This is a genomic window from Blautia sp. HCP3S3_C4 (genome assembly GCF_052064095.1).
In the GTDB taxonomy this organism is placed as follows: domain Bacteria; phylum Bacillota; class Clostridia; order Lachnospirales; family Lachnospiraceae; genus Blautia_A.
The window spans coordinates 34960-55630 of sequence record NZ_JBQHWF010000011.1; the positions used below are offsets into that span (position 1 = coordinate 34960).

Genomic DNA, 20671 nt, shown 5'->3' on the forward strand with positions numbered 1-20671 from the left:
AGAACTTCTTTTGGCACATTGCCGGGGAATGGGACAGGAGGCTCAAAATGAAAATGAAACGGAAAGACAGAATCGTACTGAAAACCGCCGGGGCAATGCTTGTGCTGCTGTTGTTCTTTTTCGCGCAAGGAGCAATCGTGGTGATCACGGGAATAGAGGGCATTCCCTCCGCGCTGATCAGGGGTGCTGTAATCTGGGGGCTTGTGATTATCACATTGGCGAATTCCATCATCCGATACAAAGGAATCTTAAAGCTGGGATTTCGCAGTGCGGAAAAAGGGGCAGCGAAGAGAATGCTCTATTTTTCGCCGCTTTTGCTCATTGCCCTTTCCCCTTTTACGGCGGGAATAAACTTTAACGGTGGTGCGGCATTGATTTTAGCAAACTTGTTTTTGACGCTTGGAATCGGTATGGCGGAGGAAATCTTCTTTCGGGGCATCATCTGCGGCCTGTGGTTGGAGCGCGGCGTGGGAAAGGCAATGATAATCTCATCTGTTCTATTCGGGTTCAGCCATCTCCTGAACATAGCTGGCGGTGCAGAATTGGGGGAAACAGTTCTCCAGATCTGCTTCGCTCTGGTCTACGGGATGGTATTTGCCCTGATTTTCGCTGAAAGCGGCAGTCTTCTCCCCTGCGTACTGCTCCACGCTCTGCATGACTTCTGTTCCTTCATCAGCGGGGAGGCTTCCGCTCAGTTTGAGATATTTCTGGGTGCGGTACAGTTTATCGTCTTGCTGGTCTATTTCCTCTATCTGTTCCGAATAACTGCTCGCAAAAGGGAACCGGCTATGAAAGGCAGGTGAAAACCGATGAAAAAGTATCAGGTCATGTACTTACTATGCGGGAGCTGCGATCAGCCTGCTGGTGGGGCTGTGGCACTTTACCGTGCCGTGGATATTTGACTGGGCTTCCTATATCCCCTATGAGACATTGGTGGTTCCCATCAATTATGTAAACCTGTGCTTTTCCTTTTTGCTGTCCGGGCTGAGCCTTACCGTGATCCTGTGGGGCAAAAAGGTGTTTGCAGGAAACCCGGAGGCGTTCTATCTCTACGGCTTTTTGCTGGCCCTTTGGATTTTCCGGGTAGTTGTGGCGGCGATCTATCCCTGCCAGCCGGAATCAAATGTGTGGATGTCCTACGGGCAGCTGAGCGGCTCTGTTCTGGTATGTCTTCTGCTGCTTGTACCGTTTATCCGAGTGGCCTGCACAAGGAAGAATCAAAAAAAGTAACAGGTTGCCTTGCGCTTTGCTCATGGCTAAAACAAGATTCATTTGAGGAGTTGCATAATGAAATATCCGATGGAAGAACTTCTCCCTTATTCCCTGCTTGCCCTTTTTGTGCTGGCAGTGTTTTACGGCATATATTTTGCCAAGATGCTGGCGCAGAAGCGCCGCGGCATCCGGACGCGGCAAATCGGACAGCGGAAAGAAAAGTCCATTCACACAGTGGAACTACTGATGAGCATGGCCACGCTGGGCGTTGTGATTGCACAGATTGTGTCCATAGCGTTAGGCTGGAGCTGCCTTGCGGCAAACGCTCGCTTTACCGGCTTTGGCACCGGGATGATCGGTGATCTGATCTTTCTCCTTTCCGTTCTCAGTATGAAGGATAGCTGGAGGGCGGGCATCCCGGATCAGGATCGCACAGAGCTGGTCACATCCGGCATCTATCGGTTCAGCCGCAATCCGGCCTTTCTCGGCTTTGACCTCATGTATATCGGTGTGATGCTGATGTACTGTAACTTGCTGACCGTGCCGCTTACGGTGTTTGCCATTGTGATGCTGCATTTACAAATTTTGCAGGAGGAACGGTATCTGGAGGAAACATTCGGCGCGGCGTACCGGGAATACAAGCGGCATACATTCCGCTATCTTGGGCGGCGATAAAGGATGGTGTATAACCATATTGATTGGACAGATTTTGTTGTAGAGTAAAGGCAACACCTCACAAAGCCGTCAGGCGGTCTTTGCGCAGTGGTGTCTTAAAAGAAAAAGGGAGTGAAAATTTATGCGTGACTTTATGATGGCGGCGCTGCCGCTGGTGGTGGCCGGGATCGCTTGGCTGTGTTCTTCGCCGGACTGGCAGAAAAGAAAAAGAAGCAGGAAAAGAAAAACGGCTATGAGGCCATGGGGATGAGCCTGGGGATGTGCTTCGGGGCCGCCGTTGGCACCATTTTCCCGGAGTACATCGGCGTCACCCTGTCTATGGGGATGCTCGTCGGACTGCTGGTCGGTATGTGCGTAAAAAAATTGTGAGGAGGATACCAATGAATTTTTGCCAAAAGGAGGATTGGAGGGCAACCGTATGGGTTCTTTGCTGAAATCAACGAGGAATACGAGAGCGCTGCCCACGGGAACCTTGCGGTATATCAGAAGCGATTATCCGGGGTGCCTTTCGGATGAAGAAGTCAGCTGGCTGCGAAAAAATGGCGTTACTACAATCATTGACCTGCGAGATAAGACTGAATATGCAGAAAAGCCGTGCAGACTGGAGACGGAAAGCGGGTTTACCTACTATCATCTGCCTGTTACCGGGGGCGGAGCCGTACCAGAATCTCCGGATTCTGTTGCCGATGCTTATGTCAAGATGATAGATGGACAGATGGAGCGGATCATTTGTGCCATTGTGAAGGCGGAAAGCAATGTGCTGTACTTTTGCGGCGCGGGAAAAGACAGAACCGGCGTGGTTTCCGCGATCCTGCTGAAACAGCTCGGATTCAGCGACAGCGTGATCATCGAGGATTACATGAAAACGAAGGACAACCTGTTGGACTTCCTGAAAGCGTTCGCTGCGGAGCATCCGGAGGTAAACATTCATACCATTCTCCCAAGAGAGGAGAATATAAAAAAGGTTTTGGCTGCCCTTTCCCAAATCGAGGAGAAAGCGCAAAGCGTTTTTACCGGAGAAGCGGATATATAGAAACGAAATATCGGATCAAACCTGGAGGTATATAAGTGAGTATGGAGAAAAATGCACCGTTTATGATTACGCAGGCGCGGCCGGAGGACGCCGCCGCCCTGCTGGACTATTTGAAATGCGTCGGCGGAGAGACGGACAATCTCAGCTTCGGCCCGGAGGGCGTACCGCTGGATGTAGAGGCGGAAACGCAGTATCTGGCCGCGCAGGTCGCTTCAAAGGACAATGTGCAGTATCTTGCCTGGGCGGACGGTCAAATCATCGGAGATGCCAGTTTGAACCGCAAGCCGAGGCGCATGAGCCATCGGGGCGAGTTCGGGATCAGCGTGCGAAAAGCCTATTGGGGCTACGGGGCCGCCTCCGCGCTCATGGAAGCCGTTCTTGCGTTTGCTGTGGAAAACGGCTTTGAGCAGATCAATCTGGAGGTCCGAAGCGACAATCTCCGCGCCATCCGGCTCTATGAGAAGTTCGGCTTCCGCAAGCTGTGTACCTTCCCGGCCTTCTTTAAGCTGAACGGGCAGTACATTGACTTTGATCTGATGAACCGGGACATGCGCTAAGCAGTCATGAGTAAGATTTTTTGAAAGAGGAGAAAATGAAATGAAAAAAATATTGAATAAACTTTTCATCATAGCAAGTTTAGGTTTGATCGCAGCGGGTGTGATCTTTCTGTGCGTCAGCATTTTTGACAGAAATGAGACCACGACACCATTGGCAATCGCATTGGCGTGCATATTGCTGTCAAACCTTTTTAATGTGATTCGGATGAATATGGATAAGAAATAGCAACTTGATCATGTTCAATCAAACCAAATCTGAACCCTGAAAGGAAACCATTATGAAACAGCAAAAATTTTTCGTTATTGTTATGACCGTCTGTGCTCTCCTGCTATCTCTGGCCGGGTGCGCGTCTAGCTCCGCCTTTGACGGAAGCAGCGCAAAGAACGCGGATTCATACCACTTGGATGTCAAAATCATGAACGGCACGGACACCCACACCCTGGAACTGAAGCAGGGTGATACGCTCAAAATTTTATTCGAGACGGTGAAAGGGTCGCTGGAGATGAAGATTACGTCACCGGACGGAACATCGCTCTATCAGGGAGACGGAACCGTGACGGAATTTACCGTGGAGGTTCCTGTGGACGGTCCCTACGCAATCGTCGTTGCGGGGCAGAATGCAAAGGGCAGGATCCACGTTGATGTGGAAAAAGTGCCTGCGAGTACGGAACCGGCGGAGACACCGGAGCCGTCGAATTCCACTGTGGAAGAAGAAATCCTTCCCGCTGAGGCTCCTACCAGGGAATCGACAGACACCTCCGTTTCCATTGTGCCGCCGGTGCAGGAGCATAATAATCCGGATGCCGTGACAGCGGACGATTTGGTCGGCTCGTGGCATCTGGTGGGAGATGAAAAAGACAATGTCACCGCTATGGAGGCGATCCCCGGCGCTATGGAGTTCGGCAGCGGCATGGAGATCACAAGCGATGGCCATATCTCATGGCACATTGGAGCGGACGGCGGAACCGGAACATATTCGCTGAGCGGAAACATCCTCTATGCCGATATGACCAATGATTTTGAAGGAAGCTCCATGAAAATGGAATTTACGGCGGAGAAAACAGACGGCGTACTTTTCATGCATACGGAATACAAGGGTCTTTTGCTGTGCTGGTCCCAGGGCGAGGGCGAGTCCGGCAGGGGCGGCGAGGATGAGAGTGAAACGAGTTATCCGGGAGCGGATGTGGTGGAGCTTGTGAATCTCCGTGGCGACACGACAACAGTATATAAATTGGCGGACGGAACCTATATGGACCGTATTGAACGCCGTTTTACCTATAACGGTACGGATACCTGGATAGACGAGGACGGGGCGGAGTGGAAATTGTTAGTTTTGAAAATGTAAATACCACATATCCTGAACATACACATATTGAGCCGTGTGTGATATCAGGTGTCAGATTTTTCGAAATTATAAGCGTGAAAAGATGAGAGGAGTTGGTTGACGGATGAAAAAAGATCATGCAAAAAAGCGATATATTGGAAAGATAATCGTGGCGTTTCTATTTGGAGCTGCAATCATGGCATTCATAAGATATATATCTTATGGGGGCATGAACTCCGGAACACAGGTAAATAATGAAGAATTTCTGAAAGTTGCAGAGGAAATCGATGATATTGCGATACCGGAAAATGTAAAGATATTTGCTCTTGGAGAGGCGACCCACGGAAATAAAGAATTTCAGGAATTAAAGCTTGATATGTTTAGAAAAATGGTAGAGGAATATAACTGCAAGGCCTTTGCCTTAGAAGCAGATTATGGTGGATGCTTATTGGTAAATCAATATATACACGGTGAGGGGAAAATTACGGAAGATGATGCAGTGAAAGCACTTGCTTTTCATATTTACCAGACGGATGAAATGAGGGCATTGATTCGCTATATGGCAGATTATAATAAACAGGCAAAACCGGAAGAGATGTTAAGCTTTTATGGGTTTGATATGCAAAACTCCGACTTGGATCAAAAATGTGTAGATGAAGCGTTTTCAGAACTTAAGATGCAGTATACCGATATGGAAGATGCTGCGGATACTTTAAAGAATATACCGGGGATGGAAATGTATGCGCAGGCAGCGAGATGTTATCTGCAAAATCAGGAGCTTAGTAATGCGTCAAATGTAGATTATGCAAAAATAAGGGATCATTATATGGCTGAAAACATCGACTGGATTTATGAGCATGTTCAGAAAGCAAACGAATCTATGCTTATGATTTCGGGGCATAACGGACATGTGGCAAAGAAGAGTACATATACTACATTCATGGGTGAAGAACTGTTTGAAAAATATGGTGATGATTATTTTGTCATTGGCACAGATTTTTACAAAACAGAATGCAATTTGCCTGGAAAAAATGGAAAAAGAATTACGCGAAAATTTTATTCTGCTGATCCTTTGGCAAATACAGCGTATGCCCTTGGGATGGATATGACGTATCTTGATTTTGATAAACTGCAAAAATCAGAAAAAATAAAGAAAATTATCAATCAGAGTATGCTGATGGGATCACTCGGAGAGGGTTATAGCTTTTTGAATAAGATCTTACCAAATAGCTATAGAATCAATGATGTCCCAGCAGAATTATATGACGGAATGATTATTGTGATAAATGCGACACCAACAGATATAAAGCATTAATGAAAAAATATGGAGGGAGGAAACTTCAAACTCTGTTCCATATAAACTGCGCTCTCTATTGAGGCGAGGAATGTAAAACTCTCGTTTTTCTTTTTTCGCCTTTTCTGTTGTAAAGGTAGGCGATGTAAAAATAAATCTCAGCTCATCTATACCTTGAAGTTCTTTCTTCAATTCTTGAAAAGCGTAAATCGAGAAACAAGCTGCTGCGATAGAAAGTTTACTTCCTTGCTTGATCTCAGTAGCCAAATCATCTCGAAGCGTTTTTGTCGTATTATTTATTAGTTCCATTCTCGATTCTCTCCATCTTCTCTCAGTATATAGTATAACAAGAGTACTGTCCTATAAAACGGACATCATTTTTCATCCGGAACCATTTCCATAATATCGTCAAATGTACAGCCAAGGACGGTACAGATTTTCACAAGTGTGTCCGTTGTCACATTGTCTCCTCGATTCATTTTGTTGATTGTATAATCTTTTTTTCGTCAAAGTAGCCTATTTCCAGACTAACTTATTGAGTTTTCAATGCCTGAGGATTATAATAGACACAGTATGATTAAAAGGAGGATACATTTTGAAAGTTAGCTATAAAAAACTGTGGTATTTGTGTGGAACGAGAAATCGGAAAAGCCGAACTTCGCAAGCGGACTGGACTATCCTCTGCAACATTTACAAAACTGAGGCGAAATCAGGAGGTAAATCTTTCTGTACTTCTGAAGATTGCCGAGGTTATGAATTGCAATGCCGGAGATATGATGGATTTTGTACCTGACGATACTGTTATCGAACAAGAAGAACCCGAAAAATGATCCTCTGTTATGGTTTGCTGAGACATACATCTGTCCACCACTTTTTATATAATGATTTCAAAAACAGGGGAATCCAGCAGACCAAGAATGGAGGTTTTTATGGAAAGCACAAAGCATGATAGATTATTAGAAGTCTTTTTCCGTGGTCTTAGAGGTGAAGACTTATCCGTTCAGAGGCTTGCAGAAGAATATGGTGTTTCAACAAAAAGCATCAGCCGAGATATTAACGATCTAAAGGCTTTCCTTGCAGATCATAGGCAGTTAGTAGGAAACACAGAGTTACTCTACTCCAGTCAGTCAAAATGCTACCGTCTATATATGGATGAATTTCTTACCAATCAGGAATTGGTCGCCTTGCTTGAAGTAATGATTGGTTCAAGAGCCTTTTCTAAAGAAGAACTTTTAACACTGACTAACAAACTCAAAAGTTTTACAACCGCAAAAGATCGTCCGATGCTAAATGATTTAATCCGTAAAGAACTGTACCACTACACTGAAATCAAACATGACTGTGTTAGCGTCCAGGAAACGCTTTGGAAACTTGTAAACTGCATCACAGAAAAAAAGGAAATAACGATTGAATATTATCGTGCAGACCGAGCATGGAAAACGCATCGCATACGCCCGGCTTCTGTGATGTTCACTGACAATTTCTTTTATCTGATAGCCTTTAACACAGAAGGTGATCCTGATAAGCCATTATACTTCCGTGTAGACAGGATTAAGTACATAACTGAACACAGAAAGAAATTCACTTGTAATGAAGCTCCCGAATTTGATGAGGGACTCCTTCGACAGAGAAGTTTATTCATGTGGCCTGGTAAACTGAGAACCATTCAATTTGAATTTACTGGTTCTGCCATCCAAGCAGTTCTTGATAAACTCCCTACTGCCAAAGTCATTGAACGAAACGGCAGAACTTATACCATTGAAGCAGAAGTTTACGGAGATGGTATTAAGATGTGGCTTCTAAGTCAAGGTCGCCGTGTTAAAGTAACGGCACCTGAAGATTTCGTTGAAGAAATGAAAATTGAAATCACAAAAATGAACGCAAACTATAATTTGTAGAAATATACTCAATGAGGAGCTTGGCATGAATCAAAAATTTGAAACAATCGGTTTATACGAAGTAGTACCAGAGATGCCGGACAAAGGCAAAAATGATTCTCCCAGTTTAGATACATTGAAAGACAGCCTTGAGCAACTCTTTTCTACATCGGAACCGGACTACACAGGACAATCCAAGGAGCATATCTCTCTGGCAGATGGGACTTCTGTAGAAGTTTCCTTCACAGGGACTGGAAAAAAATCACATGAAGAAATATTTGCTCCCTTTGGCTATAAAGAAGAACATTTTCTCTCGTCAACTATTCGGAACGATGTTGGCAAACATCGAGACCTATTTGCCGAATTTGGTTTTGATCCGAAAGATATGTTCCTCAGATATCGCAGTGAATCTCCAATCATCGGCTCAAACAACCTTGATTTTTTTGAAGCATTTGATGAATTTACTAATGAGAGCTTATACTCATCTAGCAAAAGGGCGGGTCCAAATTGCATGGCGTATGCCTATGGAATGCCTAAAGAACTAAACGGGACAGCTTATAAGCAAAAACCGTCTCCTGGTCACTTTGCCGGTCTGGACACCTCCGAAGAATTAGGGACGATTATGGAGTATGGCTCTGACAAGGAAGTTAAAGCTGTTTTCGAGAAATACATGAAAATGGATTTTTATGCTTTGGGGAAAAAGATGGTTGAAGTTGATTCTGCATCTTATCGGCCACAAAAAAATGAGAGAATGTTTGCTCTTGTAACATCTCCTCGTATTCCTGGCTTCGGTTCTGACTTCCACTTTTATGTAAAAGACAAAAACGGCTATTGGTCACACAAACCAGGAACCACTAACCCAACAATATTTGATGAATCCGGTAACACAATCAAAGATCCTTCTAAATGTAATCGAGGAATGTACTCTCGCTTCATTGGCTTCTATGTAATCAAGGACAAGTAAGGAGGTGTTTATTGTGGCTGAGGACAAAGCAATGTATGAAAAATTTCAAATGTTACTTAATACAGAAAAACGCATCGTGGTTTCACAATTAGGAACTCCGGCTTTCTCACTCCAGTCATTTGTTGTTTACAACAAAAACGACCTTTGGATGGTTCTGTATTTCCAAGAAGAACGAAACAGCAATCAGCTCCATTCTTTACTTAAAGCGGTTTGCTTCTTCGATTCAGATTTGAAACATCTTTGGTCAACCGGGATACACCTTGTTTCAAATAATACAATCGAGCCAAAGCAGCCTGATACGGTAGATAAGCTGATTAGAGCTTACGGAAAACCTCATGCTGAAATGGGCGGAGGAAAATCTGCATTTGTGTATCTTTCCGACGATGGATATATCATTTTTGCAAAATATCAGGAAAATGCTGTTTTAGAGATTTCAAAAGCATCACTGAATGAGCTGGCGAAACAGTTCAAATAAATGCAGTTGTAGCAAACACTGTTACAACATAGCAGGAAAGGAAAAGGTAAAAGATGTGAATCAACAAGACATTTTTGCAAGCACACAGATCATTACCTTTAACCCTATCTTAAAAGAAACTACTGACATACGAACTCAATACTTCATGTATCTCAGACGATTGATTCGGGCTGTAAGATGGGATAAAAGGAAATACACAAAAGCACAGATTAAGTTTTACAAAGATGCTTTATGTGATGAGCAAGAAGTGCCTGTATATAATATGGACATTTCATTTGATCCTCGCTTTTGCTACTTGCTACCTTACGATCTGGCGGTAATGCTTGGATTTCACTCAAAAGTCGTCAAATCAGAAAAGGTTAAAACAATAATCGACAGAATTATTTCAGACTTTGACTTGCCAAAAGAACATGCAGCATTCTTTGCTTTAGAGTTTGAAGCTGCACTCGGTAGCCCATCGGCTTGGGAAGATGTACTTAAAAACAATTTGACCAAAGGATTCAAACGCTATTTGAAACTTGTCAAGAAAAACACCAGCTTTATTAACGCAAGATCGTACAACATTTTGATTACAGCAACAATGAGTGCTGGCAAATCAACACTCATTAACTCGCTGGTAGGCAAAAACATCAGCCTAATGCAAAATATGGCTTGCACCAGTAAAATACACACCATTATTTCAAAACCTATCGAAGATGGTGTATCGAGTGAATATGATCATGATCTTTCTATGGACGCATCAAAGGAAGATCTGTTAAGTGATAACGAGGATAATAAATCTTACAAAATAACCGTTGGCACATTCTTCAATGGAGAACTTGGTGGCAAACGAATTATTCTGTTCGATTCTCCAGGGGTAAATTCAAGCGAAAATGTAGAGCATACCGAAATTAGTCAACGAATGATTAAATCTCGAAAATACCACCTGATGATTTATGTTCTTAACTCTACACAACTTGGCACCACTGACGAGGAACATCATCTCGAAGTTGTCAAGCAGAGACTTGGACGAACTAAGATAATCTTCGTTATGAACAAGGTTGACCAGCTGATTTCTGAGGATGATAACTACCTTGATTCTATTGAAAACCAAAGAAAATTTCTTGTGTCTAAAGGATTCAAAAATCCAGTAATCTGTCCGGTTTCTTCTCGTGCTGCTTACTTGGTCAAAAAGAGTAAAACAGACGAATTTAGTAGAATTGAGCGTAGAGAGATGGAAAACTACATGGACAAGTTTGAAACACAAAGATTGGCTGACTATTACGAAGAAAAACTCGGCTGTCCGCATATTTCAACGACCAATGAAGTAGATGCACTGTTTGTAAATTGCGGGTTCGCACATTTTGAAAAAATAATTGCAAATCTATACGATGGAGGGAACGCAAATGGCACAGGTATATGTTAAGTACAATCCGTACCGACTTGAAACAACAGTAAAAGTAAATGGTAGAGATGTTTCCACTGACAGCATCCTCTACAAAGTCACAAAAGGAAAACGTCTTCAGGAGTGGATTGGCAAGTTTCCTAAAATGCTTCGTGAGGAACTGAATACTTTGGATTTTTCTCTGGAATATTGCGGCATGGCATTAGACTGGGACGATTTTGAAGATGCTTTTGAACAGGCACAGAAGGAAGGCATTATCAAAGTCTCCAACATGAAATACATCGCAGGAAAGAGCGATGAAGACATTAACGAGAAAATCGTCAAAGTTTTTCAGGATTTGCAGGAAGGTCCTCTTGATGACTTTAGAGATGCCAAATTGACTAAGGCTTTTGAAAACACAAACAACGCCATCTTCCCCGTAAATGTCATCGCCACGATGAGTTCCGGTAAATCTACGCTTATCAATGCGTTGCTTGGAAAAAAGCTCATGCCTTCCAAGAACGAAGCGTGTACTGCTACTATCACAGAAATTCTTGACGCTGATGATCCTACTTTTGCAGCGGTTGTTTATGATGAAGATGATGTTGTTCTTCAGGAAGTTCCTCATCTGACTTACGAAATAATGAACGAACTCAATGACAACCCGAATGTTCATCGTATCTCGACCGAAGGTGATATTCCTTTCCTTGATTCTAAGAGTACCGCTCTTATGCTTGTTGACACTCCGGGTCCCAACAACTCTCAGAATCAGGCCCATAAGAACACCACATACAGAGCAATTAACAATGACTCCAATAATCTCATTTTGTATGTCTTGAACGGAACTCAGCTGAGTACCAATGATGATGCCGCTCTGCTCCACTATGTCGCAGATCAAATTAAAAAAGGCGGCAAACAGGTTCGAGATAGATTCTTGTTTGTTATCAACAAGATGGATCAGTTCAATCCTCAGGAGGAAAGCATTGAAAAAGCTATTCTCTCCGCCAAGAGATACCTTGCTTCTTATGGCATTGACGATCCCCAGTTGTTCCCTTGTTCTGCGTTCACGGCTTTGAATATCAAAACCGATCTTGCCGGAATTGATATTGACAATCTAACAAGAGCGCAGGAACGCCAGCTTCCAATCTCTGCAAGAGATACGCTCCTTATGATCGACAAATTCTTGGAATTTGAGTCTATGCACCTTGAAAAATACTCCACACTCTCTCCGAGCGCCCAGCAGGAACTAAATTTCCGTTTGAGTCGAGCGATTGAATCCGGTGATACCAAGGAGCAGGCATTGATTCATTCCGGTATCTATTCCATTGAAGCTGCTATTACTGCCTATGTTAAGAAATACGCCAAAACCAAAAAGATTAAAGACTTGGTTGAATCTTTCCAGGAAGTTCTTGAAAGCAGCGAAGTTCTTGTCAAGGCTAAAACCCGTGTTGCCACCGATGAAAAGGCTGCTAAGGCTTGTGCTGAACGAGCAGCGGCAGTAAGACAGAAAATTGCTGATGGCGAGGAAGCTGAAGTCTTTAAGCAGAAAATCGCCGATCTTGATCCTATGCCTATCATCACTGAAAAGGCTGAGCAGCTGAAGCAGAATGCTACAACCAAGTCTAATAAGATTTTCAGACCTTATGGCGAGACTTTGACCAGCCGTGACGAAGCAAAGCGGCTTGTTAATCAGTTCAGCACTTTCAGCTCTGATGCAATGGCAGAACTGACTTCCGAACTGGAAAGCGTAATCAATCGTGAAATTGTCAGCACCGGTGAACGGTTACTTATGGAGTATCAGGAGAAAGTCTCCAAATTTGATGAATCCTCCAACGATGAGCAGCTTGATTTCCAGACACTCGACCTCATCAAGGGCGCTTTGAACACAATGCGTGAGACTGCCGAAAGCTGGACAACCGATGACTTCGCATCTGAAACCGTTGAAGATATTGGTGAAACCACTTACGAGGAAAGAACCTATTACGAAAAGGTTGGTCAGGAAGAAGAAGAAATTGTTGTTGGCTCTCATGAGGAAAAAGTTGGAACTCGAAAGGTCAAAGTTGGCTCGCACAGAGAGAAGGTTGGTACAAGACGAGTAAAGAAATCTGGCTTCTTTGCAAAAATTGCCAGAATATTCGGCGGTGGTTATGAAGAGGAAGATGTTTATGAAACCGTCGATGACTACAAGGATGAAGATGTATATAAGACAGTCCTCGAATACAAGACGATCATGAGAGATGTATTTGAGGAAAAAACTGAGCATATTGAAAAATTCAGCGTTTCTACCGCATTGATTCAGCAGGCACTTATCGCCAAGATGCGCCGCAATCTGGACGAAGGAACAGAAAGCGCATTGGGATTTGCTGAGGAGCAGGTTGAAGCAATGAAGGCGCAATTCTCTCGCATCTTCACTGAACTGGATGAGATTATTGCTTCCAAGTATGCAGAACTTGAAAAGTGTGCTACTGACGAATCCGAAAAGCGAGAGACTCTCCAGAAGAATAAGGACATCCTCGAATGGATTGAAACCAACATGAACGAGATCAACTCTATCCTGGATATGTAAAGAAAGTGAGGGCAAAATGAATACGGAAATCAAAAAATTCGCCGATTCCGGTGATATAAAATCATTAAAGTACATTTTCGTTGACTCTCTTGATGTCGATCCTACCTTTGTTCGATATGAGGAGGAATACAACTACTGCAAGTCCATACCCGGCTTGCTTGAACCTCATGTTGAACTGACTCCTTTCAGCGAGAACAAGGCTAACTGGACCGAAGAATACTGGACAAGCCTCAAAATGGATCTCATCAAAAATTTCTCTGACAAGAGAATGTCTCATATGCGTGATGTGGCACAGGTCTTTTTGGCTGATAAAGTTCAAAGAATCCTTGCAGAACGTGCCACCAACAACACGATTCAGCAGAGCGTTGCTCCAAAAGCTGATCCTGTTCAAACAGAGAAAGTTACGAATATCACTCCTAAGCCTGATGTAACACCGAAGAAACCCTCTATTTCTAAAGCAGAACTTCAGGAACGGCAACTTAAAGAAGAACGGCGCAAGCTGGAAGCTGAAAACAAAGCTCATCAAGAGCGTGAAGCCAGAGAACGAGCAGCTAGAATGGAACAGCAGCGTCGTATGCAGGCACAGACACAGTCTCAGACTGGAGATGGATTCTCAAAAAAAGCGATAGGGATTGCAGTAGCGGCGGTTACGGTGGCAGTCGTTCTTATCCTGCTCCTGAAATAACGCAATCCCGCAGAACAGGGAACGATAATCCCACTTCGCCGCAAGTAAATCAAAGAGGTAATTTAGTCAAGTCTGCTCCTGTGGACAGAAAAACAGATGCTTTATCATTAGTTAAAGGTAACACGCTACACCAGATTTTTCAAACCGAACAATTTATTTTCAATGTATCATCTACGCTCGAAAAGCTGTACCGATATAGATTTGACCCTGTTACGAATGAGGTCATTGAAATTGTTGTTTTTAAGCGTGTAAGAAACGGTGATCCTGAGCTTGGACGGCTTCGACTTTTATCACCAAAGAGAAGACTTGGAACTCCAACTGCATTCTGCGATAAAACCTATGATGTTTACGCACTAATTTCTCAGGGATACCTTCGTGGATATATGCTTTATTCCAGAGCGTTCTATGGTGATTATCAAACAGTAGAAACCGAAAGACTGTATTTCGCATTTGAGAAGTACGAAAAGAAAGGAAGGTGAATGTTGAATTGGCAAAGTGGAAAAACGAGACTCTACAATCCAAAGCAGAGCCTTTACAGGCAGAGAGGGTAGAAATAGTTGAATCTGCCAGACCCGCTGCTATTTATGCAGAGTCGCCAAGAGACTTTAATTTCAATACGCTGCAAAACAATTTGCAAAACTGCCTTTCTATCGTTGATAACGAAGTAATGAAGAATTATGTACCTTCACTCCAAAACTGTTCTGTTGTACCGATAGATGATGCAACTATTTCTGCCCTTGAGCAAATTCAATTCTTCCGTATTTCAGAACTTGTATATCAGGAAGATGAGTTTTCTGTTCATAAACTGGCTACCATCTTCAACGCTCTTTCTAACAAACCTTGTACATTGGTGCTGATGATTCAGAGCGACGGTCAGACAAACGACTTCTATCTCGGAGTTCGTTCCAGAAATAGCCGCTTTTCCGGTGGTACAATGCGTCAGTTGCTTGAACAAAGCCTTTTAGGATTATTTCCTGGGAGCAAAACTGACGATTACTTTAACGAGGATATGAGGGCAGATCTCGACAAACTGGATATTGGGGCCATTTCAAGTGTCACTTGTATTGCGGACTATAAGCAAGACAAGGACTCTTTCGAGAATAAGAACTTTATCCAGGGTCTTGAAAAGTTCATTTACAGTATGCAAGGCAAAGCGTTTACCGCCATCTGCATTGCTAATAACCTTGAACATCACGACTTAGTAAATACAAGAAAGGAATATGAGCGCATTTATACGCTCATGTCCCCTTTCGCAAATATGCAGTACAACTATGCCTTGAACAAAAGTTCCAGCACATCTGACAGCGATACTCAAGGGGAAACTAACACAGATTCTGCCGGAATCACGACAGGCACAAGCACAAACCTGAGTGAATCCGATGCAAAAACTCATGGCACAAATTTAGCCCATACAACAACAGACACCGAAGGAAATAGCACATCTGTTGGACTCGGAAAGAGCCATACTACTGGAACAGCAGAAGGCACATCTGATTCTGAAACCACAACAAAAACAGTAGGAACGTATGCAGGTGTTGGCGGTGACGTCGGTCCTGTTAAGGCCAATGCTGGCGTTACATCCAGTGTTTCCCGTGGTAAAACCCACGGAACCTCCCATACTGATTCAATCTCTGATTCTATTTCGCAGAATCTGACTTTTGGAATTAATTCCTCTAAGTCCATCGGAGATACCGTAGGCGAAAACGAAAGCTCTACCAAAACTCGATCTATTGGGTCTGGGACACAGTACAGCGAAAATGAAGGTCATAGCATATCCACTAATTACGCACACACCAAGGCTCTTACAGATACTTTTGGAAATTCTCAGGCTGTTACCCTCAATGTACAAAACAAATCTTTGATAAACACACTTGAGCGACTTGAAAAACAACTTGAACGACTTGATGAATGTGAAAGCATTGGTATGTGGGACTTTGCCGCATATTTTCTTGGTGAAAGTGCGGCTGAAGCGGAAACAGCTGCAAGTATGTACCGTTCCCTCATTTCCGGTAATCAAAGCGGTCTGGAAATTGCCGCTGTTAATACCTGGACAGATGAAGAACGAGTTAAGGGCATTTCCAAGTATGTAGTAAATTTCATGCACCCTGTTTTCCTCTACAAATTTGCGGATAATGTCGTAAATCGTCAAACTTTTGTAGATGCAACGGCACTGGCAAGCACAAACGAGCTTGCCATCCAGCTCGGCTTGCCGAGAAAATCCGTAAAAGGACTTCCGGTTATCGAACACGCTTTATTTGCCCAGGAAGTGCTTTCCAACAACCATGCGGAGGACGAGGGAAAAAATATAGAGTTAGGTGTTGTTAGCCACTTTGGAAAAGATACCGATACAAAGGTGGAGCTGGATCTGGAAAGCCTTTCTATGCACACCTTTATAACAGGGTCAACCGGTTCAGGTAAAAGCAATACTGTTTACCAAATTCTGTCCGAACTTCTTAAAAACGGGGTTCGGTTCTTAGTCATCGAACCGGCTAAAGGCGAATACAAAAATGTATTCGGTGGACGAAGTGATGTCTCTGTGTATGGAACTAATCCGCTACTTACAGAACTTCTAAGAATTAACCCATTCAGTTTTCCAAAAGAAGTTCATATCTACGAACATTTGGACAGGCTCGTTGAGATATTTAATGTATGCTGGCCAATGTACGCAGCTATGCCCGCCATCTTAAAGGACGCTATTGAGCGTTCCTATATCAATGCCGGATGGGACTTACGCAAATCCAAAAACAAATATAATGAGAGACTCTTCCCAAATTTCATTGATGTCCTTCAGCAAATTGATGAAGTTATGGATATGTCTCAGTATTCAAGTGACAATAAGGGCGACTATAAGGGAGCATTAAGCACCCGACTTCGTTCTCTGACAAACGGAATTAACGGGCTTGTTTTCACTACCGACGAAATCCCTGCAGAGGAATTGTTCGATAAAAATGTCATTATAGATTTGAGCCGAGTTGGTTCTTCTGAAACAAAATCGCTGATAATGGGATTACTGGTTATGAAGCTCCAGGAACACAGAATTGCAACCTGTGATGGCATGAATGTAGCCCTCAACCATGTTACAGTTCTTGAAGAAGCCCACAACCTTTTAAAGAGGACATCTACCGAACAGTCTACCGAAGGGTCAAACTTGTTAGGAAAGTCTGTTGAAATGCTTACTAACGCAATCGCAGAAATGAGAACTTATGGAGAGGGCTTTATCATTGCGGATCAAGCGCCGGGTATGCTGGATATGGCGGTTATTCGTAATACAAACACAAAAATCATCATGCGTCTGCCTGAATACTCTGATCGTGAACTTGTTGGTCGAGCTGCTGGTTTGAAAGATGAACAAATTGTTGAACTTTCTAAGCTCAACAAGGGTGTTGCAGCCATTTATCAAAATGACTGGATCGAATCCGTTTTGTGTAAGGTTAAAATGTATTCCAGTGATGACCCAGAATATAAGTTTGAAACAAAAGAAACCGCAGAGTATCGTGACATCAAAGGTGAGATTATTAGTCGCCTGATTGCGAAAGATTTAATGCATTTGATTGATACCGTTGATGAAGAACTCATTGTTTCAAACATTCCTGTTGCGGCAAAATGCAGACTGTTTGACTACGCATCGGCACCGAACTCTAAAAAGTTTGACTTGGCTGCCGCGATTGCTTATGAGCTATTCTCTGCTGAAACCGCATTTTCTACACTGGCAAAAACCAAATATGATTTTGAACAACAGAAGCGTTTTATCATTGAACATCTTACACCATCTATTGCTCCACTCCCGGAACAGTGTAGCCAGCTCATTATGTACTTAGTCACATACTGGAATGCCCACATTACAGAAAGTGCTTTGACTAAGAATCTTCTTAATTATTTGATTGAAATGGGACGAAAGGAGGGCATGGTAAAATGATTGGTAGTTTCCAAGAATCATTTAGACCCGATGATATAAAAGTGCCAGAAGCCGGGGAACGGATGGAACAAAGAGACCAGCCCTCTGTTCCAACGCTGGATGATCTTAAAAGCAAATTGGAAGATATTTTCAAAGCAGAAACGCCAGACAGTGTATCTATGAAGGAAGATATTTCGGAAACAACTCCGCTGGAAGAAAGCAATCCTCGATCAGTGACACTTGATGATGGTACTATTGTGACACTTCCTGATGCAAAAACCTATGAAAACGTGACCAAAACAGATGATAATGGCACTGTATATTTGAAAGATGGAGAGCTTGAACCAAATACAACCTACGAATTGAATGGTAGTACCTATACAACCGATGAGCAAGGTAGAATCATTCGTTGTGAAGCTACGCCCAAAAGGAGTCCTGAGAACCCAAGAGATGTAAATGCCCAGCTTCAGGCGGGTGGCGAAGATCGTCGTCCATCAGACCAAGGTGGTCATATTGTTGGTCGTGATCTTAATGGTGATGGTGGTGCTGGCAACTTGGTTGCAATGGATTCCAAGATAAACCAAAGCGACTACAAGCGAATGGAAAACGATATTAAGGCTGCCTTGGATGAGGGCAAAGACGTTACCGTAACTACCGATATAAGCTACTCTGGTGACTCTAAACGACCAGACACTATGACCGTAACCGTAACTGCTGACGAAGTTAAAACCGTCTACAAATTCGATAACAACCTTGATGGTGGCTTGAAGGATGAGGTTCCTGAGAACGGAAAAGATGCTATTCAAGAAGAACTCAACGACACAAATGGTGAAATATCCTCAATTAAAGAGGAATATAACGAAAACGGAGAACTTACCGAAACGACCGTAAATATTACATACACTGACGAAAATGGTACAAACCATCGAACTAAAGTGTACATTGATGCAGAATAGGAGGCGAGAAAATGACGGATTTAGGAAAATATGTTATTAGTCAACTGATGCAGCTTGTGCCAAATGCTGAAAAGTTAGAGGTTCGTGCAAATATCAGCGACAAAAGTTTCTCTGTTGAATTCTTCGCATTCATTGGTGGTGTAAAACACCAATGCTATGACATGATTGACAGCGGAATTATCAAAGAAAAAGACTTTGATAGCACTGTGAAGCAGCTTGCGAAATTCATCAGATCTTGTCCGGAATACCGTCCTGGAGAAGTCAATAAATTCTCCTTTACTTCAAACTCATAAAAAGAAAGCCACGGTCTATGCCCTTTTCAGAGCATAAACCGTGGCATTTTTAATTAACGCAGGGGCTTCTTTTCTTCTTTTTCCTGTTCCTTCTTCTTGTCGATACTCAGGATAGTCTCAACAGTCTGCTTGGCAATCAGATATTCCTGCATCTCTTTCTTCACCTGACGATATTCCGCATAGGCTTGTTTTTTCTCAACCAATAACCGGTTAAACTCCTCATGCAGAGCCTGACGGGAAGGAACCTTTTTTCCATCCAGCTGGTCAAAGGCTTGCTTTGCCGCTTTATGCAGCATCAGCTCATCACGATGTTCTTCAAAGAACTTTTTGCTGTACCCGGATTTGCGATACGCTTCGTAGGTCTTTCTGGTTTTGGAGTAATTGTTGATGTGGGTCTGCAATGCCTCAATCTCAACCATTCGTTTCTCAGCCACCTTAATGGAATCGGAAAGTTCAGAGAAGCGAGTGGTCAGCTTGTCTGTGAGGGCAACCAAATCCTCATAACTGTCCACGCCTTTTTCTTTCAAAAGGCATACTGTCCTGGCAGCTTCTTTACGGTTGTATTTCTTTGCCCAGCGTTCATACCCAACCGTTTTTCCCTCTGCCATCTTAGACTGAATATCAATGAGAAGGTGGAACTGCTTCTGTTCAGGAGCCTGCCGGAAACCACCCTTAGACTTGTGCAGGCTTTTCCCGGAGATAACGGCACGGAGTTCTTCTTCACTATATCCCTCACCAAGAGAACGCAGACGAATAAATCGCTTCTGTTTCTTTCCCCGAAATGCTGGCTGCTTTCCATCCTTATACTCGAATCCCATATCAGCAAGAGCCTGAACAAAATCTTCAAAACTCTTGAGCTTCTCTTTGAGTACCGAGTCGATTGCTTCACAAAGCTCGTCACGCTGGGTTCGCTTTTTCGGAAAAACCGTTCGTTTCTGACGCTCCCGGTAGGGCTTCGGCGTGATAATGGAAAGTCCATGCTCCGCACAAACACGGTCGCTCAGTTTCTGTACTGCCAGCCCGGAAAGGAAGAAGTTATTGAACTTCCGGGAGCAATCAACGGAAGTGGAATTATAAATGATATGATTGTGTATATGGACTTTGTCGATGTGGGTTGCCACAATGAAAGCGTGTTTGCCCTTCGTCCAGCGCATTGCCGTTTCATAGCCAACCTGATTTGCTTCTTCCGGTGTTATTTCTCCGGGCTTAAAAGATTGGCGAATCTGATAAGCGATGATATTGTTCTTCTGCTGTCTACCCGTGATGTGCTGATATTGCCGTTTGGAAAGCAGAAATTCTTCATCAGCAGTCTTGGGATCGCACTCATAAGAACTGATAAATTCACCGTCATTGGTCTTTGACGCATTTTGCGAATAATCGGTGCGGTCAGCCAGACACTGGGCAACCGTTTTTCCTTTGTTTACATGGAGCGCAATCAGTCTTGTTGCCGCCACTCACATCACATCCTTTCCAAAAGAAAAAGCCACCCGTAGGTGACTTC

The 20671-nt window shown here is 43.4% G+C and carries 23 protein-coding genes; 20 read left to right on the top strand and 3 right to left on the bottom strand.

The window, feature by feature from the left end; translation table 11 throughout:
• Window positions 1-47 precede the first annotated feature (47 nt).
• The 9 genes from ACTNC6_RS10875 to ACTNC6_RS10915 all read left to right on the top strand — a co-directional run bounded on the left by ACTNC6_RS10875 (window position 48) and on the right by ACTNC6_RS10915 (window position 6117).
• On the top strand, window positions 48-803 hold the full coding sequence (locus ACTNC6_RS10875) for a lysostaphin resistance A-like protein (protein ID WP_441029870.1): 756 nt from the start codon (window positions 48-50) through the stop codon (window positions 801-803).
• Between the two features lie 82 nt (window positions 804-885).
• Complete coding sequence (locus tag ACTNC6_RS10880) at window positions 886-1230, top strand: hypothetical protein (protein WP_441044091.1); 345 nt, start codon at window positions 886-888, stop codon at window positions 1228-1230.
• Between the two features lie 57 nt (window positions 1231-1287).
• On the top strand, window positions 1288-1887 hold the full coding sequence (locus ACTNC6_RS10885) for a methyltransferase family protein (RefSeq protein WP_441044092.1): 600 nt from the start codon (window positions 1288-1290) through the stop codon (window positions 1885-1887).
• Between the two features lie 171 nt (window positions 1888-2058).
• On the top strand, window positions 2059-2256 hold the full coding sequence (locus ACTNC6_RS10890; RefSeq protein ID WP_441018190.1) for a hypothetical protein: 198 nt from the start codon (window positions 2059-2061) through the stop codon (window positions 2254-2256).
• 19 nt (window positions 2257-2275) lie between these two features.
• Entirely contained in the window at window positions 2276-2920 is a 645-nt protein-coding gene (locus tag ACTNC6_RS10895) for a tyrosine-protein phosphatase (RefSeq protein ID WP_441044093.1), read from the top strand.
• A gap of 41 nt (window positions 2921-2961) precedes the next feature.
• On the top strand, window positions 2962-3477 hold the full coding sequence (locus ACTNC6_RS10900) for a GNAT family N-acetyltransferase (protein WP_427819996.1): 516 nt from the start codon (window positions 2962-2964) through the stop codon (window positions 3475-3477).
• Window positions 3478-3517: 40 nt separating this feature from the next.
• Window positions 3518-3703: a hypothetical protein gene (locus tag ACTNC6_RS10905; RefSeq protein ID WP_441036637.1), complete on the top strand. Its 186-nt coding sequence runs from the start codon at window positions 3518-3520 to the stop codon at window positions 3701-3703.
• A gap of 52 nt (window positions 3704-3755) precedes the next feature.
• The gene (locus ACTNC6_RS10910; RefSeq protein ID WP_441044094.1) at window positions 3756-4823 is read left to right on the top strand and encodes a hypothetical protein; all 1068 of its coding nucleotides are present in this window, start codon (window positions 3756-3758) and stop codon (window positions 4821-4823) included.
• Window positions 4824-4926: 103 nt separating this feature from the next.
• Window positions 4927-6117, top strand: a complete 1191-nt coding sequence (locus tag ACTNC6_RS10915; RefSeq protein ID WP_441044095.1) for an erythromycin esterase family protein — start codon at window positions 4927-4929, stop codon at window positions 6115-6117.
• Here ACTNC6_RS10915 and ACTNC6_RS10920 read toward each other — a convergent pair.
• Together ACTNC6_RS10920 and ACTNC6_RS10925 are read right to left on the bottom strand one after the other, a co-directional pair.
• Complete coding sequence (locus tag ACTNC6_RS10920; protein WP_441044096.1) at window positions 6061-6405, bottom strand: hypothetical protein; 345 nt, start codon at window positions 6403-6405, stop codon at window positions 6061-6063. The genes ACTNC6_RS10915 and ACTNC6_RS10920 overlap by 57 nt on opposite strands.
• Before the next feature lie 65 nt (window positions 6406-6470).
• On the bottom strand, window positions 6471-6575 hold the full coding sequence (locus ACTNC6_RS10925; protein WP_441044097.1) for a helix-turn-helix domain-containing protein: 105 nt from the start codon (window positions 6573-6575) through the stop codon (window positions 6471-6473).
• 150 nt (window positions 6576-6725) lie between these two features.
• Here ACTNC6_RS10925 and ACTNC6_RS10930 point away from each other — a divergent pair, with 150 nt between their 5' ends.
• The 11 genes from ACTNC6_RS10930 (at window position 6726) to ACTNC6_RS10980 (ending at window position 19170) form a co-directional block, all read left to right on the top strand.
• Window positions 6726-6926 (top strand): helix-turn-helix domain-containing protein, encoded by a 201-nt coding sequence (locus ACTNC6_RS10930; protein WP_441044098.1) that lies wholly within the window; start codon window positions 6726-6728, stop codon window positions 6924-6926.
• Window positions 6927-7025: 99 nt separating this feature from the next.
• Window positions 7026-7994, top strand: a complete 969-nt coding sequence (locus ACTNC6_RS10935; protein WP_441044099.1) for a helix-turn-helix transcriptional regulator — start codon at window positions 7026-7028, stop codon at window positions 7992-7994.
• Between the two features lie 25 nt (window positions 7995-8019).
• A complete protein-coding gene (locus ACTNC6_RS10940; RefSeq protein ID WP_441044100.1) occupies window positions 8020-8937 on the top strand; it encodes a hypothetical protein in 918 nt (305 codons plus the stop codon).
• 13 nt (window positions 8938-8950) lie between these two features.
• Window positions 8951-9412, top strand: coding sequence for a hypothetical protein (locus ACTNC6_RS10945; protein WP_441044101.1), 462 nt, complete (start codon window positions 8951-8953; stop codon window positions 9410-9412).
• A 55-nt stretch (window positions 9413-9467) separates the two neighbouring features.
• A complete protein-coding gene (locus tag ACTNC6_RS10950; protein WP_441044102.1) occupies window positions 9468-10817 on the top strand; it encodes a dynamin family protein in 1350 nt (449 codons plus the stop codon).
• Window positions 10798-13341 carry a dynamin family protein gene (locus ACTNC6_RS10955; RefSeq protein WP_209345871.1) on the top strand — a complete coding sequence of 848 codons (2544 nt, stop codon included), beginning with the start codon at window positions 10798-10800 and terminating at the stop codon, window positions 13339-13341. The genes ACTNC6_RS10950 and ACTNC6_RS10955 overlap by 20 nt, the downstream gene beginning before the upstream one ends.
• Before the next feature lie 16 nt (window positions 13342-13357).
• Window positions 13358-14026, top strand: a complete 669-nt coding sequence (locus tag ACTNC6_RS10960) for a hypothetical protein (RefSeq protein ID WP_441044103.1) — start codon at window positions 13358-13360, stop codon at window positions 14024-14026.
• An 80-nt stretch (window positions 14027-14106) separates the two neighbouring features.
• The gene (locus ACTNC6_RS10965) at window positions 14107-14505 is read left to right on the top strand and encodes a hypothetical protein (RefSeq protein WP_441044104.1); all 399 of its coding nucleotides are present in this window, start codon (window positions 14107-14109) and stop codon (window positions 14503-14505) included.
• A gap of 8 nt (window positions 14506-14513) precedes the next feature.
• Window positions 14514-17942: a helicase HerA domain-containing protein gene (locus tag ACTNC6_RS10970; RefSeq protein ID WP_441044105.1), complete on the top strand. Its 3429-nt coding sequence runs from the start codon at window positions 14514-14516 to the stop codon at window positions 17940-17942.
• Window positions 17939-18877, top strand: a complete 939-nt coding sequence (locus tag ACTNC6_RS10975; RefSeq protein WP_441044106.1) for a DNA/RNA non-specific endonuclease — start codon at window positions 17939-17941, stop codon at window positions 18875-18877. The genes ACTNC6_RS10970 and ACTNC6_RS10975 overlap by 4 nt, the downstream gene beginning before the upstream one ends.
• An 11-nt stretch (window positions 18878-18888) precedes the next feature.
• Entirely contained in the window at window positions 18889-19170 is a 282-nt protein-coding gene (locus tag ACTNC6_RS10980) for a hypothetical protein (protein ID WP_441044107.1), read from the top strand.
• Window positions 19171-19223: 53 nt separating this feature from the next.
• Here the strand turns inward: ACTNC6_RS10980 and ACTNC6_RS10985 are convergent, their stop codons facing one another.
• Complete coding sequence (locus tag ACTNC6_RS10985) at window positions 19224-20624, bottom strand: relaxase/mobilization nuclease domain-containing protein (protein WP_441044108.1); 1401 nt, start codon at window positions 20622-20624, stop codon at window positions 19224-19226.
• Window positions 20625-20671: the final 47 nt, after the last annotated feature.